The sequence below is a fragment of the Proteus sp. G2300 genome, from assembly GCF_009915965.1.
Taxonomy (GTDB): Bacteria; Pseudomonadota; Gammaproteobacteria; order Enterobacterales; family Enterobacteriaceae; genus Proteus; species Proteus vulgaris.
This window is the reverse complement of the sequence record NZ_JAABNK010000025.1, coordinates 31,571-46,082: the sequence shown is the minus strand read 5'-3', so window position 1 is coordinate 46,082 and position 14,512 is coordinate 31,571. Positions and strand designations below refer to the sequence as shown.

Sequence of the window (14,512 nt, the reverse complement as noted above, 5' to 3'; positions counted from 1 at the left end):
CACCATAGGATTATCGGTGCCATGCAAGAACAATATCGTCCCGAAGATATAGAGCAAACTATCCAGGAACACTGGGAAAAGAACAATACATTTAAAGTGACAGAAGATAATAACAAAGAAAAATATTACTGCCTGTCAATGCTACCTTATCCTTCTGGTCGACTACACATGGGACACGTCCGTAACTACACCATTGGTGACGTGATTTCCCGTTATCAACGTATGCAAGGTAAAAACGTCTTACAACCTATCGGTTGGGATGCGTTTGGTCTACCCGCTGAAGGTGCCGCAGTAAAAAACAATACCGCGCCTGCGCCATGGACTTACGAAAACATCGATTACATGAAAAACCAGTTAAAGAAACTGGGTTTTGGTTACGATTGGGATCGTGAAGTCACAACATGTACACCAGAATATTATCGTTGGGAACAGTGGTTCTTTACTAAGTTATATGAGAAAGGCTTAGTGTATAAAAAAACCTCTGCTGTTAACTGGTGTCCACATGATTTAACCGTATTAGCTAATGAACAAGTTATTGATGGCTGTTGCTGGCGTTGTGATACCCCTGTTGAACGTAAAGAAATTCCACAGTGGTTTATCAAAATTACCGATTATGCAGAAGAGTTGTTAAACGATTTAGATACGTTAGATGAATGGCCAGAACAAGTAAAAACCATGCAACGTAACTGGATTGGCCGCTCAGAAGGTGTCGAAATCACATTTGATGTTGCCGATAGCAACGACAAAATGACAGTTTACACAACACGTCCTGATACTTTTATGGGCGTGACTTATGTCGCTGTTGCAGCTGGTCACCCATTAGCACAAAAAGCCGCTCAAAATAACCCTGAAATTCAGCACTTCATTGATGAATGCCGCAACATGAAAATGGCAGAAGCCGATATGGCGACAATGGAGAAAAAAGGGATTGCCACTGGTCTTTATGCTATTCACCCATTATCCAAAGAAAAAGTGGCTATTTGGGTTGCTAACTTTGTATTAATGGAATACGGCACAGGTGCCGTGATGGCAGTTCCGGGTCATGATGAACGTGACTGGGAATTTGCAACCAAATATAACTTACCTATTAAAGCCGTTATTGCTGATGCTGAAGGTAACCAACCTGACTTATCTGAAGGTGCATTAACCGAGAAAAATAGCCTAATTAACTCTGGTGAATTTTCTGGTTTAGATAATCAAGCTGGCTTTAACGCTATTGCAGATAAACTTGCACAAATGGGTGTTGGTGAACGCAAAGTTAACTATCGTTTACGTGACTGGGGAGTTTCTCGTCAACGTTACTGGGGAGCGCCAATTCCAATGGCAACCTTAGAAGACGGCACTGTTGTTCCTGTTCCTGAAGATCAACTCCCCGTTATCCTGCCAGAAGATGTAAAAATGGACGGTATCACCAGTCCAATCAAAGCCGATCCTGAGTGGGCGAAAACCACCATTAATGGTCAACCCGCACTGCGTGAAACGGATACTTTTGACACCTTTATGGAATCATCTTGGTATTACGCTCGTTATACCTGCCCTGATTATGATAAAGGCATGTTAGATCCAAAAGCTGCTAACTATTGGTTACCTGTTGACTGGTATATTGGTGGTATTGAACACGCAATCATGCACTTAATGTATTTCCGTTTTTTCCATAAACTGATGCGTGATGCAGGTTTGGTAAACTCAGATGAACCCGCCAAACGCTTACTATGCCAAGGTATGGTACTCGCTGATGCGTTCTATTACACGGGTGAAGATGGTGCTCGCCACTGGGTATCACCAGCAGAAGCGATTGTTGAACGTGATGAAAAAAATCGCATCATAAAAGCGACTGACAGTGCTGGTCATGAACTGACTTATGCCGGCATGAGCAAAATGTCTAAGTCTAAAAATAACGGTATCGACCCACAAACAATGGTTGAACGTTATGGTGCAGACACCGTTCGTTTATTTATGATGTTTGCGGCGCCACCAGAATTAACACTTGAATGGCAAGAATCTAGCGTTGAAGGTGCTAACCGCTTCTTACGTCGTTTATGGCGTTTAGTGCACGAGCACACTCAAAAAGGAGCGACACAATCGCTTAATCTGTCTTCATTAACAGAAGAACAAAAAGATTTACGCCGTGACTTACACAAAACTATCGCAAAAGTATCTGATGATGTAGGCCGTCGTTTAGCCTTCAATACTGCGATTGCTGCTATCATGGAGTTAATGAATAAATTAACTCGTGCAAGTCAAGAAACAGAACAAGATCGTGCATTAATGCAAGAAGCATTAGAAGCCATCGTTCGTATGCTTTCACCTATCATCCCTCACGCTTGTTTTGTGATGTGGAAAGCATTAGGTGGAAAAGAAGACGTTGATGTTGCACCATGGCCTATTGCTGATAAAGAAGCCATGATTGATGACACTAAACTGATTATCGTTCAAGTGAATGGTAAAGTTCGCGGTCGTGTCACTGTTCCGGCTAATTCAGAAAAAGAATATGTTCAGGAAATGGCAACAAAAGAGTACAGTGTTGCTAAATACTTGGAAGATGTGACTATTCGTAAAGTCATCTATGTTCCAGGAAAATTACTGAACATCGTTGTTGGCTGATAAGGAGGCCTAGTGCGATATCTACTTTCGCTATTTTTCGGTTTAGCGGTGTTAATCACCGCTGGTTGCGGTTTTCATTTACAAGGGAAAACTCAAGTTCCAGCAGAATTAAAAACGCTTTATCTCAGCTCTAGTGACCCCTATGGCCCATTATCTCGTGTAATGCGTCAACAACTCAGATTGAGTGGTGTTCAGCTTGTTGAAAACCCAACAGCAGATATCCCTATTCTCAAAATTGTGGGATCGTCAGAGAGTAAAGAAACCGTTTCTGTGTATCAAGACGGTAAATCAGCAGAACGTCAATTAACATTTGTACTAGATACACAAGTGATTATGCCTGACGGAACGATTTACCCTATTTCATCACAGGTTTCACGCCCATTCTTCGATAACCCATTAGAAGCGTTAGCAAAAGACGCAGAAAATGACATTATCAAACAAGAGATGCGTGAACAGGCGACAGCCATTTTAGTGCGTAAATTGTTGGTTGTTCACAATGCTGAACGCCAAAAAGCCGCACAAGCTGAACAGGCAAAACAGATAATCTCACCAGCCCAATGATCCGCTTATATCCAGAACAACTGAATGCGCAACTCCAAGAGGGGTTGCGCCAAAGTTACCTACTCTGGGGCAATGAACCATTGTTGCTCCAAGAGTCTCAAGATGCCATTCAATCTATCGCTAAAGCCCAAGGATTTATTGAACATTATCAATTTACTCTTGATAATAATACGGACTGGAATGAAATTTACTCACTTTGTCAATCATTAAGTCTTTTCTCTCAAAGACAATCTATTTTGTTGCATTTACCTGAAAATGGTCCTAATGCAGCCATGTCAGAAAAACTCACAAGATTGTCTCAAGAATTACATCAAGATTTATTGTTGATTTTACGTGGCAATAAACTGACTAAGGCTCAAGAAAACAGTGAATGGTTTAAAACATTAAGCCAAAATGGGACTTATGTTTCTTGTCTCACACCTGAGTTTGATAAATTACCTAATTGGGTTGCTCGACGAGTAAAACAAAAAGGATTAACGCTAGATGAACAAGGTAACCAACTGCTTTGCTACTGCTATGAAGGTAATTTGCTCGCATTAGCACAAGCTATAGAGCGTCTTTCTCTGCTTTACCCTGATGGTAAGTTGACATTGCCTAGAGTCGAAGCAGCTGTCAATGACGCGTCACATTTTACTCCTTATCACTGGGTTGATGCATTACTCGCAGGTAAAACACAACGCGCATGGCATATTTTGCAACAACTCAAAAGAGAAGATAGCGAACCGGTTATTTTACTCAGAACCTTACAACGTGAATTAATGCAATTAATGACGTTACACCGTGAATCAAAAACAGCTTCGTTAAAAACCATTTTTGATAAGCATCGAATTTGGCAAAACCGACGCCCAATTTTTACAGCTGCATTGCAACGTTTATCAGAGCATCAACTACTGACCGCAATACGGTTATTAACCAGTATCGAAATAACCATTAAACAAGATTATGGTCAACCTGTTTGGCCATCACTTGGCGCATTGGGCTTATTACTTTGTGGGAAAGCATTACCGGAAGGATTTGTGGATCATGCCTAAAAATCATCACTCAACGCCTTTAATTAACCAAGCTATCGCCTTATACGGAGGCACATTTGATCCTATTCATTATGGACATTTACGTCCTGTTGAAGCCCTTTCAGGATTAATTGGTTTAAAAGAAGTGGTGTGGCTACCCAATAATATTCCCCCTCATCGCCCACAACCTGAAGCATCTTCGCAACAACGTCTTGATATGGTACGTCTTGCTATTGAGCCATATTCTTCATTTAAAGTGGATACTCGTGAGCTTGAGAAGCCAACACCTTCTTATACTATTGAGACATTAAGAGACTTCAGACAAGAAATTGGTAATAAACAACCTTTAGCATTTATTATTGGTCAGGATTCATTACTTTCAATTAATACTTGGCACCAATGGGAAAAATTATTAGATGTATGTCATTTGTTAGTTTGTGCTCGCCCTGGCTATCAAACACATTTTGAGTCTGCACAAATGCAATCATGGCTGGCTAAACACCAAACGAAGCAACAAGAAGATATCCATTGTTTACCTGCGGGTAAAATTTTTCTGGCTGATACGCCTCTTTATCATATTTCAGCAACCGATATTCGTTCTCGCCATAAAGCAGGATTAGATTGTCACGATTTACTACCAAGCCCCGTTGAAGACTATATTCGCCAGCAACAACTCTATAAATAATGTATTTATCCTAAAGTTGATCTCTTAAATAATTAAAAGCAGGTGGATAAGGCGAAAAATAGCGTTGGTTAATCAAATAATCATCAGGATAAACAGTTAACCAATATTGGAGCAATTCATAAGGCTTAGCAAAAGGCACAACACCTTGACGATATTGTAAAATTGTTTGTGCCATTGTTTGTTTTTGTTGTGAATTTAAACTTCGCTTAAAATATCCCGCCATATGCATTAAAGCGTTTGTTTGCCCTTCCCGATTTGGTGCTATACTCAATGCCTCCATTAGCTTTCGTTGATATTTCATCGCAATGTTCTCAAGAGGAATATCATCAGATAAATTAGCAATATAACGCCCTAACTCTCGATAAGCGACTTGTGAATAAGCCATAATCAAATATTTATATCGGCTATGAAACTTAACTAGCGCCCCTTTGCTTAATGATTGATAAACCTGTTGTTGATAATCTACTCGTGTAAAAAACCGGGTAAGAAAATTATCTAATGCTTTGGGTTGCGAGAGTTGTTCAACGCAGAGTTGTGGAAATACAGCATCCAATGAAGAGGCAAAATGATCGCCTTCTTTTCCTATATATCCCTGAATTAGAAATGGGTTATTTGTATCGTGAGCATCGATCTGCACAATACCTATATTCTCAGTCCCCATAATATGACAAAGTTGCTCTAATTCTGCTTGTAATTGGCTATTGTTGTTACTCATGATTTCTGAAGATAGCCCAAGATAACTCTCTTTTCTTTCCATTATTTTTCTCTCCAACCCAAAAATATAAGCAATAGGCGGTATAATATGAATTTAACAAAGTTAAAACACCGTAATTAGGTGTTTCATGAGCATTGACAGACGATGTTTAGCTGTTATTCTCACCCTCTGTTCCCTTAAGGGAACTGCAAGGTAAAACTGTCGTCTAACTGAAAAGTTCTTATCTGCCTTCTTTTTGTTATTTATTATGGCGCAGTTAATGGGCATATATGAAATTTTCTAAATCAAACGTCGAAAAACAAGAAAATGAGGTTTATGTTCTTGTTATCGCTAACTGGAATTAATCATCAAGTAAAATAGATTTATTGGTATAAATTCCTTTAAAATAGCGTTTATTATTTTTTCGATTGAATTAACTCATTAGATTAAAGGTGATCCTTTTGCAAGGCTCTGAATTACAGCAATTTATTATTGATAAACTTGAAGATTCTAAAGCTCAAGACATTATTGCATTAGATGTCCGTGGAAAATCAAGTGTAACTGATTACATGATTATTTGTACGGGTACATCAAGCAGACACCTCATGTCTGTTGCAGATAATCTCGTTGATGATTGTCGTCAAGCGGGATTACAACCTTTAGGTGTTGAAGGACAAGGCATTTCTGACTGGATTGTCGTCGATCTTGGTGAAGCCATGGTACACGTGATGCAAGAAGACAGCCGCCGTATGTACGAACTTGAAAAACTCTGGAGCTGAGTTTGAAATTACAGCTCATTGCCGTTGGTACAAAAATGCCGGACTGGATACAGACCGGCTTTATGGATTATCTTAACCGATTCCCAAAAGATATGCCTTTAGAGCTCATCGAAATCTCCGCAGGTAAACGCGGAAAAAATGCGGATATAAAACGTATTCTCGAAAAAGAAGGCGAACAAATGTTAGCCGCTGTCGGTAAAGGGAATCGTATTGTTACTCTCGATATTCCTGGCTCTCGCTGGGATACGCCAAAACTTGCAGAACAACTTGAACGATGGAAGCTAGATGGTAGAAATGTCAGCTTACTCATTGGTGGCCCTGAAGGATTAGCACCCGCTTGTAAAGCTGCCGCTGAACAAAGTTGGTCTTTATCCCCGTTAACAATGCCACACCCTCTTGTTCGTGTCGTGGTTGCAGAAAGCCTTTATCGAGCATGGAGTATTACGACAAACCATCCTTATCATCGTGAATAATCAATAAATTGGCGGGTCAGTAAGTGAAGTCAAATGGGATGAAGAGAAAAAAACGTACCCCGTTTCGAGATTATACTGCGGAATCAAGATTGTTTATCCGCCGTGTAATTGTCGCATTTTCAGTAATTATTATACTAAGTGGTATTTTGGTTTTTAACCTCAATCACTTACAAATCGTTCGCCATGACGATTACCAAACACGTTCAAATGATAACCGAATTAAACTCGTCCCAATTGCACCTAGTCGAGGTATTATTTATGACCGCAAAGGGATCCCCCTTGCTCTTAACCGTACTATTTATCAGCTAGAAGTTGTACCTGAAAAAGTCACAAACTTACAAGAAACGCTTGAAAGTTTAAGAGATGTTGTTGACTTGACTGATGAAGATATTGCGACCTTTGAAAAAGAGCGTAAGCGTTCTCGCCGATTTAGCTCTATAGCCTTAAAAACTACACTTAGCCAAGTACAAGTCGCGCGTTTTGCTATCAATCAGTATCGTTATCCTGGCTTAGAAATCAAAGGCTATCAACGCCGTTATTACCCTTATGGCTCAGCCTTGACACATGTCATTGGTTATGTAGCAAAAATTAACGATAAAGATGTTGAACGCCTTGATAAAGAAGGCTTATCACCTAACTATGCGGCGACTCATGATATTGGTAAGTTAGGTATTGAGCGTTATTATGAGTCAGTATTACACGGAACAACTGGCTATGAAGAAGTTGAAGTCAATAGCCGTGGCCGTGTTATTCGCCAATTACACGAACAACCCCCACAAGCAGGTAAAGATATTTATCTTACCATTGATCTTGAATTACAGACTTATATTGAAACATTACTTACTACAAGCCGAGCCGCGGTTGTAGTGACTGATCCTCGCAATGGTGAAATTTTAGCCCTAGTCTCAAACCCAAGTTATGACCCAAACTTATTTGTAGGCGGTATTTCTAATACAGATTATCAAGGATTACTAAATAACCCAGATAGGCCTTTAATAAATCGAACAACACAAGGTCTTTATCCTCCAGCATCAACAGTTAAACCTTTTATGTCTGTTGCTGCATTAAGCGAAGGTGTTATCACTGCAAACACGACTATTCACGACCCCGGCTGGTGGCAACTTCCTGGCTCTGAAAAACGTTATCGCGACTGGAAACGTTGGGGACATGGCAAACTCAACGTCACAAAATCGATTGTTGAATCTGCAGATACTTTCTTTTACCAAGTTGCTTATGATATGGGAATAGACCGAATATCTACATGGATGAGTCGTTTCGGCTATGGTGAATATACGGGGATCGATTTATCAGAAGAGCGAAACGGTATAATGCCAACACGAGAGTGGAAGCAACAGCGTTATAAAAAACCTTGGTATCAAGGTGATACAATACCGGTTGGTATAGGACAAGGGTATTGGACAGCAACACCTATTCAAATGACAAAAGCCTTAATGACATTAATAAATGATGGACAAGTGAAAACCCCTCACCTGCTTTATGGCACGAAGCTTGGTAATGAGATGTTACCTTATGTTGATACTGAAACGCGCCAAATTGGTGATATCAACTCAGGTTATTGGGAATTAGCAAAGCATGGTATGTATGGTGTTGCTAATTTTCCTAATGGTACGGGTCGTCGTAGTTTTGCTGATGCGCCCTACAAAATTGCGGCTAAATCAGGAACAGCCCAGGTCTTTAGTTATGAAACTTATAACGCTAGCCAATTAGCTGAGCACCTTCGTGACCATAAACTAATGATTGCATTTGCCCCTTATGATAATCCAACTGTAGCGATTTCAATTATTTTAGAAAATGGTGGTGCGGGTCCTTCAGTCGGTGATATTACAAGACAAATTCTTGACCACATTCTCCTTGGTGATAACAACACAGTATTACCTGATTCACCCCCCGCTCCGCGTGGTTCAGAGGAATAATCATATGACTGAAAATAATAAGAAAAAATCCTTCTGGACTCGAATTCATATCGACCCTTTATTCTTGCTCTGTATTATTGCTTTATTGGGATACAGCGCATTTATTATGTGGAGCGCAAGTGGCCAAGATCCAGAAATGATGCAACGCAAATTAGGGCAGATTGCAATGGGTTTTATGATCATGATTGTCATGGCACAAATACCACCACGAGTCTATGAAAGTTGGGCTCCTCATCTCTATTTTTTTTGCGTTATCTTGCTTATCCTTGTGGATGTTTTCGGTCAAATTAGTAAAGGGGCACAACGTTGGTTAGATTTAGGTATTGTGCGTTTTCAACCTTCAGAAATAGCTAAAATTGCGGTACCTTTAATGGTAGCGCGATTTATGAATCGCGATATATGTCCACCGACATTACGTAATACAGCCATTGCATTGGTACTTATTTTTGTTCCAACCTTATTAGTTGCGGCACAACCTGACTTAGGAACGTCCATCCTTGTTGCTGCTTCAGGGTTATTTGTTCTTTTCCTTGCAGGAATGAGTTGGCGTCTTATCACTATAGCTATCATTCTTGTTGCTGCCTTTATCCCCATACTTTGGTTTTTCCTGATGCATGATTACCAACAAGCACGGGTAATGATGCTTCTCGATCCGGAATCAGACCCACTTGGTGCTGGATATCATATCATCCAATCTAAAATTGCCATTGGTTCTGGCGGATTACATGGAAAAGGATGGTTACAAGGCACGCAATCTCAATTAGAATTCTTACCAGAGCGCCATACAGACTTTATTTTTGCTGTATTGGCTGAAGAACTCGGATTAATTGGTGTTTTGATACTATTAGCTCTTTATATACTCTTAATTGCGCGAGGCCTTTACCTTGCAACAAAAGCACAAAATACATTTGGCAGAGTAATGATTGGCGGATTAATGCTAATTTTCTTTGTCTATGTCTTTGTCAACATAGGAATGGTGAGTGGTATTCTTCCTGTTGTCGGTGTTCCGTTACCGCTTATGAGTTATGGAGGCTCTGCCCTAATTGTCTTAATGGCAGGATTTGGCATTGTTATGTCTATTCATACACACCGAAAACTATTATCAAAAAGTTTATAATGAGGTTTCTATGCGTCTGCAATGGGTTTTGATAGGTATCAGTGCATTGCTACTTTCGGGGTGTGTTGTTAATAAATCCAACACCAATAAACAGCCAGCACCATTACCTAATGTGCAAGCTCAACGTGTTCTCGGTGCTGAACCTCGTTACGAGCCTTATCACCCAACGGCAAATCAAGATTACAGAAAAAATGGGGTGATCTATCGTATTGTCACTGATCCTGCTAACTTTAGTGAACGAGGAGAAGCTATTGTTTATGATAGTTTAGCAATGAGTCGTTTAACAACGATTGGTGAACGAATCAATCCTTATGAGTTTGCGGCCGCACATCCCACATTACCCATTCCGAGCTATGTGAAGATCACCAATTTACTTAATGGACGCACCATGGTTGTCCGTATTAACGATCGAGGCCCTTACATCAATGGCAAACAAATCCAAGTCACTCCGGCTGTTTCTGATAGCTTACGTTTGATGCCAACAACCCCCTTACAAATTGAAGGAATTGTCGTTGATCAAAATGGTCATATGAGCGGTATTGGCACACATGGAGCGCAGATCGAGAAAAAAACAACCGCCTTACCCGAACGCCCTAATTTTAATGTTCAGCCAGCAACACCTGCACCATTAACGACATCAACGCCAATCAATAACAATAGCCCCATTGAGCCACCAGCCCCAGCAAAAACGTCACCCCCTGCACCAGTTTTAACGCCTACTCCAGTAGAGACAAAAGCACCAACCTCAAACGCGATACAACAAGGCTTTTATGTACAGGTTGGCGCACTCAGTAACGAAAATAATGCTCAAATTTGGCTCAATGATTTGTCGTCATCATTTAGTACTCAAGGTGTGATTAATAAAGCAGATGGACTATATAAAGTACAACTTGGCCCTTATTCCTCAAAAGATCAAGCCGAAGCAATAAGAAGCAAACTGAAACAGATTAAAGATATCTCTGGGTTTATTATTACCCAATAAAGGTAAGGTGACGTAAAATCCTTTTTATATCAGCAAACTCAAGCGTAGAATCGTCTGAGTTTGCTGATGTTTTATTTATCAGCCCCTATTTTTCCCTGAATTTTCGGATTAAACAAACAGAATGAAACAAACACTACCCGCTAAATCACTAAGAACGAGCCTATTAAGTGCCACTTTTGCTTTATTGACAGTAACGCATCAAAGTCTGGCTGATGATTCACTAAAAACAATGATACCCGCTGTTCCTAATATTGAAGCCGAATCTTATATTCTTATTGATTATAATTCTGGGAAAGTGCTGGCTGAAATGAATGCGGATGTTCGTCGTGATCCTGCGAGTTTAACCAAAATGATGACCAGTTATGTTATTGGACAGTCTATTCGCGCAGGTAAAATTACTAATAATGATATTGTCCCTATTGGTGAAGAAGCTTGGGCAACAGGTAATCCAGTTTTCCGTGGCTCTTCTTTAATGTTCTTAAAACCAGGCGACCAAGTTACTGTTGCACAATTAACCCGTGGTATTAATTTGCAATCAGGTAATGATGCTTGTGTGGCAATGGCCTCTTATATCGCAGGTAGTCAAGATACATTTGTGACTATGATGAATGATTACGTTAAGCGCCTCGGTTTACAAAATACGCAATTCCAAACAGTACATGGTCTTGATGCCCCGGGGCAATATAGCTCTGCTCGTGATATGGCGCTGATTGGTGCCGCATTAATTCGTGATGTACCTGACGAATATGCCATATACAAAGAAAAAGAATATACTTACAACAATATCCGCCAAGTAAATCGCAATGGATTGTTATGGGATACCAGTTTAAATGTGGATGGTATTAAAACAGGTCACACCGCATCAGCAGGTTATAATTTAGTCGCTTCTGCAACCGAAGGCGACATGCGCTTAATTTCAGCAGTAATGGGGGGGCATTCATCTAAAGGCCGTGATGCTGAAAGTAAAAAACTACTGACTTGGGGATTTCGCTTCTTTGAAACGGTAAAGCCACTACAAGTGGGTAAAGAATTTGCGGCAGAGCCAATTTGGTATGGCGAAACAGATAAAGTACAATTAGGTGTAGATAAAGATGTTTATTTAACTATTCCTCGTGGCCGTTTAAAAGACTTAAAAGCGAGTTATGTACTTGATAATGTAGAACTGCATGCCCCCGTCACTAAAAACCAAGTTGTTGGAACCATTAATTTCCAACTTGATGGGCAAATTATCGAACAGTCCCCTCTCGTAGTGATGAATGAAGTAAAAGAAGGTGGTTTCTTTAGTCGCATTATCGATTACATCAAATTATTATTCTCCCACTGGTTTGGCTAAGAGTTGAAAAAGGTAAATGTGACCACATATAGCTTATATAGATATTGGCATAAATACATTTATCATTCCTTTATTTACCCTAATTACCAGTATCGCATTCCTTATTAATAAAGGAATGCGCTTTTTATTTATTACGATTAGGTGTAAAAATAGATTATTAAAACAACAGTATCTGTTGTCTTAAGGAATTACATTATGATGAAAACAAAATTAAACGAACTGTTAGAGTTCCCATGTTCTTTCACTTATAAAGTGATGGGTCATGCAAAACCAGAATTAGTTGATCAAGTCGTTGAAGTTATTCAACGTCATGCCCCTGGTGATTACACACCTTCGGTAAAGCCAAGTAGTAAAGGTAATTACCATTCCGTGTCTATTACCATCAATGCAACTCATATCGATCAAGTCGAAACGCTCTATAAAGAGTTAGGTGAGCTTGAACTAGTTCGTATGGTTCTTTAATCCCTTTACTTAAAAGATCATTTTTTCAAAAGCGCCTTCCTAAGGCGCTTTTTCTTATCTTAATCCCTCTCATTTTCTCTCTTCTTCGGAAAAAAAACATCTCAATCTGGTAGTTCATTTACTGGGGCGTTATACTGCTCTTCACAATTACGCTACAAATGAAGATTTTCACGGTGCAAGACAAAACAATCATTATTCGCCAATTAGGTGTGAAACCCTATTTACCGGTTTCTGATTCTATGCATCAGTTTACGGAAAAACGGGAAAGTCACACGCCTGATGAAATATGGCTCGTTCAACATGAACAAGTTTTTACTCAAGGTCAGGCTGGTAAAGCTGAACATTTATTAAACACAGGGTCTATTCCTGTTATTCAATCTGATCGTGGAGGTCAGGTGACTTATCATGGCCCAGGCCAACAAGTCATGTATGTTTTAGTGGATTTAAAACGTAACCATATTGGTGTTCGCCAATTAGTCACAGCACTTGAAAATACCGTTATTAAAACGCTAGCGGAATTTAATGTAGAAGCCTATGCTCGCGCGGATGCACCGGGTGTGTATGTTAAAGGCGATAAAATTTGTTCATTAGGGTTACGTATCCGTAAAGGTTGCTCCTTTCACGGCTTAGCCCTCAATATCGATATGGATTTATCCCCTTTTGCACGAATAAATCCTTGTGGTTATTCTGATCTGAAAATGACACAGTTAATTGATTTTGCTCCTAATACGACAACTACACAGGTAGCACCATTATTAGTTAAGCATTTTTGTACACAACTAGGATTCCAACCACAGTAATAAAAATGCTATAATTTTTTTAACATTTGTCATTTTTTTTTAAAACCCTGATTACCTCAGTCACATCGTGTTAATCACTCTAGATAACTGGAACTGGCACAATTATGAGTAAACCTATTCAGATGGAACGCGGAGTCAAATATCGCGATGCCGATAAAATGGCACTTATTCCTGTTAAAACAGTCGCTACAGAACGTGAACAACTGCTACGCAAACCTGATTGGATGAAAATAAAGCTGCCCGCTGATTCAAGTAAAATTCAAGGCATCAAAGCAGCAATGCGTAAAAATGGCCTTCATTCTGTGTGCGAAGAAGCATCTTGCCCTAACCTTGCAGAGTGCTTTAACCATGGAACAGCGACCTTTATGATCTTAGGCGCAATCTGCACACGCCGTTGCCCGTTTTGCGATGTCGCACATGGTCGCCCAAATGCACCCGATCCACAAGAGCCAGAAAAACTTGCTCAAACCATTAAAGATATGGGATTACGCTACGTCGTTATTACCTCTGTAGACCGTGATGATTTACGTGATGGTGGCGCTCAGCATTTTGCTGATTGTATTTCAGCTATTCGCGCAAAAAATCCCACTATTCGTATTGAAACATTAGTTCCTGATTTTCGTGGCCGTATGGATAAAGCTCTTGAGATCCTCACAGATACGCCACCTGATGTCTTTAACCATAACTTAGAGAACGTTCCTCGTGTTTATCGCCAAGTACGTCCAGGTGCTAACTATCAATGGTCATTAACATTGCTAGAGCGATTTAAGCAAGCACATCCTGATATTCCGACAAAATCAGGTTTAATGGTTGGCCTTGGGGAAACCAACGAAGAAATCATTGACGTTATGCGTGATCTGCGTAAACATGGGGTAACGATGCTGACATTAGGGCAATATCTACAGCCAAGTCGTCACCATCTTCCTGTTCAACGCTACGTCAGTCCTGACGAGTTTGAATATATGAAAGAGCAAGCACTTGCGATGGGTTTTACTCATGCAGCTTGTGGGCCGTTTGTTCGCTCATCTTATCATGCCGATCTTCAAGCTCAGGGGATTGAGGTTAAATAACAATTAAT

The 14,512-nt window shown here is 40.0% G+C and carries 14 protein-coding genes; 13 read left to right on the top strand and 1 reads right to left on the bottom strand.

Annotated features, from left to right (window positions below; translation table 11 throughout):
• Nucleotides 1-21 precede the first annotated feature (21 nt).
• The 4 genes from leuS to nadD are packed head-to-tail and all read left to right on the top strand — an operon-like array spanning nucleotide 22 to nucleotide 4,860.
• The gene (gene leuS, locus GWI97_RS16265; RefSeq protein WP_036938552.1) at nucleotides 22-2,604 is read left to right on the top strand and encodes a leucine--tRNA ligase; all 2,583 of its coding nucleotides are present in this window, start codon (nucleotides 22-24) and stop codon (nucleotides 2,602-2,604) included.
• Nucleotides 2,605-2,616: 12 nt separating this feature from the next.
• The gene (gene lptE / locus GWI97_RS16260; protein ID WP_036938555.1) at nucleotides 2,617-3,165 is read left to right on the top strand and encodes an LPS assembly lipoprotein LptE; all 549 of its coding nucleotides are present in this window, start codon (nucleotides 2,617-2,619) and stop codon (nucleotides 3,163-3,165) included.
• The gene (gene holA / locus GWI97_RS16255) at nucleotides 3,162-4,196 is read left to right on the top strand and encodes a DNA polymerase III subunit delta (RefSeq protein ID WP_123821965.1); all 1,035 of its coding nucleotides are present in this window, start codon (nucleotides 3,162-3,164) and stop codon (nucleotides 4,194-4,196) included. The genes lptE and holA overlap by 4 nt, the downstream gene beginning before the upstream one ends.
• Complete coding sequence (nadD, locus tag GWI97_RS16250) at nucleotides 4,189-4,860, top strand: nicotinate-nucleotide adenylyltransferase (RefSeq protein ID WP_052038529.1); 672 nt, start codon at nucleotides 4,189-4,191, stop codon at nucleotides 4,858-4,860. Before holA ends, nadD begins: the two co-directional genes overlap by 8 nt.
• Nucleotides 4,861-4,870: 10 nt before the next feature.
• On the opposite strand, the gene GWI97_RS16245 is transcribed toward nadD, so the two are convergent.
• Nucleotides 4,871-5,617 carry a YbgA family protein gene (locus GWI97_RS16245; protein WP_087802722.1) on the bottom strand — a complete coding sequence of 249 codons (747 nt, stop codon included), beginning with the start codon at nucleotides 5,615-5,617 and terminating at the stop codon, nucleotides 4,871-4,873.
• A 389-nt stretch (nucleotides 5,618-6,006) separates the two neighbouring features.
• Here GWI97_RS16245 and rsfS point away from each other — a divergent pair, with 389 nt between their 5' ends.
• From rsfS to lipA, 9 genes are all read left to right on the top strand, one after another.
• Nucleotides 6,007-6,333, top strand: coding sequence for a ribosome silencing factor (gene rsfS, locus GWI97_RS16240; protein WP_082239483.1), 327 nt, complete (start codon nucleotides 6,007-6,009; stop codon nucleotides 6,331-6,333).
• Between the two features lie 2 nt (nucleotides 6,334-6,335).
• Complete coding sequence (rlmH, locus tag GWI97_RS16235) at nucleotides 6,336-6,806, top strand: 23S rRNA (pseudouridine(1915)-N(3))-methyltransferase RlmH (protein ID WP_036938567.1); 471 nt, start codon at nucleotides 6,336-6,338, stop codon at nucleotides 6,804-6,806.
• Between the two features lie 38 nt (nucleotides 6,807-6,844).
• Complete coding sequence (mrdA, locus tag GWI97_RS16230) at nucleotides 6,845-8,740, top strand: peptidoglycan DD-transpeptidase MrdA (RefSeq protein WP_087802725.1); 1,896 nt, start codon at nucleotides 6,845-6,847, stop codon at nucleotides 8,738-8,740.
• Between the two features lie 4 nt (nucleotides 8,741-8,744).
• Nucleotides 8,745-9,857: a peptidoglycan glycosyltransferase MrdB gene (mrdB, locus tag GWI97_RS16225; protein ID WP_036938573.1), complete on the top strand. Its 1,113-nt coding sequence runs from the start codon at nucleotides 8,745-8,747 to the stop codon at nucleotides 9,855-9,857.
• Nucleotides 9,858-9,867: 10 nt separating this feature from the next.
• Nucleotides 9,868-10,839 carry an endolytic peptidoglycan transglycosylase RlpA gene (gene rlpA, locus GWI97_RS16220; RefSeq protein ID WP_087802728.1) on the top strand — a complete coding sequence of 324 codons (972 nt, stop codon included), beginning with the start codon at nucleotides 9,868-9,870 and terminating at the stop codon, nucleotides 10,837-10,839.
• Between the two features lie 121 nt (nucleotides 10,840-10,960).
• On the top strand, nucleotides 10,961-12,172 hold the full coding sequence (gene dacA, locus GWI97_RS16215) for a D-alanyl-D-alanine carboxypeptidase DacA (RefSeq protein ID WP_036938579.1): 1,212 nt from the start codon (nucleotides 10,961-10,963) through the stop codon (nucleotides 12,170-12,172).
• 198 nt (nucleotides 12,173-12,370) lie between these two features.
• Complete coding sequence (ybeD, locus tag GWI97_RS16210; protein ID WP_036912266.1) at nucleotides 12,371-12,634, top strand: DUF493 family protein YbeD; 264 nt, start codon at nucleotides 12,371-12,373, stop codon at nucleotides 12,632-12,634.
• 158 nt (nucleotides 12,635-12,792) lie between these two features.
• Entirely contained in the window at nucleotides 12,793-13,434 is a 642-nt protein-coding gene (gene lipB, locus GWI97_RS16205; RefSeq protein ID WP_036938582.1) for a lipoyl(octanoyl) transferase LipB, read from the top strand.
• Nucleotides 13,435-13,538: 104 nt separating this feature from the next.
• Nucleotides 13,539-14,504 carry a lipoyl synthase gene (lipA, locus tag GWI97_RS16200; protein WP_036938585.1) on the top strand — a complete coding sequence of 322 codons (966 nt, stop codon included), beginning with the start codon at nucleotides 13,539-13,541 and terminating at the stop codon, nucleotides 14,502-14,504.
• The last annotated feature ends 8 nt before the right edge of the window (nucleotides 14,505-14,512 follow it).

What these genes read in the sequence shown, in the direction of transcription:
- leuS (WP_036938552.1), top strand. Translation starts at nt 22, where the DNA reads ATGCAAGAACAATATCGTCCCGAAGATATAGAGCAAACTATCCAGGAA.
- holA (WP_123821965.1), top strand. Translation starts at nt 3,162, where the DNA reads ATGATCCGCTTATATCCAGAACAACTGAATGCGCAACTCCAAGAGGGG.
- nadD (WP_052038529.1), top strand. Translation starts at nt 4,189, where the DNA reads ATGCCTAAAAATCATCACTCAACGCCTTTAATTAACCAAGCTATCGCC.
- GWI97_RS16245 (WP_087802722.1), bottom strand. Translation starts at nt 5,617, where the DNA reads ATGGAAAGAAAAGAGAGTTATCTTGGGCTATCTTCAGAAATCATGAGT.
- mrdA (WP_087802725.1), top strand. Translation starts at nt 6,845, where the DNA reads ATGAAGAGAAAAAAACGTACCCCGTTTCGAGATTATACTGCGGAATCA.
- mrdB (WP_036938573.1), top strand. Translation starts at nt 8,745, where the DNA reads ATGACTGAAAATAATAAGAAAAAATCCTTCTGGACTCGAATTCATATC.
- rlpA (WP_087802728.1), top strand. Translation starts at nt 9,868, where the DNA reads ATGCGTCTGCAATGGGTTTTGATAGGTATCAGTGCATTGCTACTTTCG.
- dacA (WP_036938579.1), top strand. Translation starts at nt 10,961, where the DNA reads ATGAAACAAACACTACCCGCTAAATCACTAAGAACGAGCCTATTAAGT.
- ybeD (WP_036912266.1), top strand. Translation starts at nt 12,371, where the DNA reads ATGAAAACAAAATTAAACGAACTGTTAGAGTTCCCATGTTCTTTCACT.
- lipB (WP_036938582.1), top strand. Translation starts at nt 12,793, where the DNA reads ATGAAGATTTTCACGGTGCAAGACAAAACAATCATTATTCGCCAATTA.
- lipA (WP_036938585.1), top strand. Translation starts at nt 13,539, where the DNA reads ATGAGTAAACCTATTCAGATGGAACGCGGAGTCAAATATCGCGATGCC.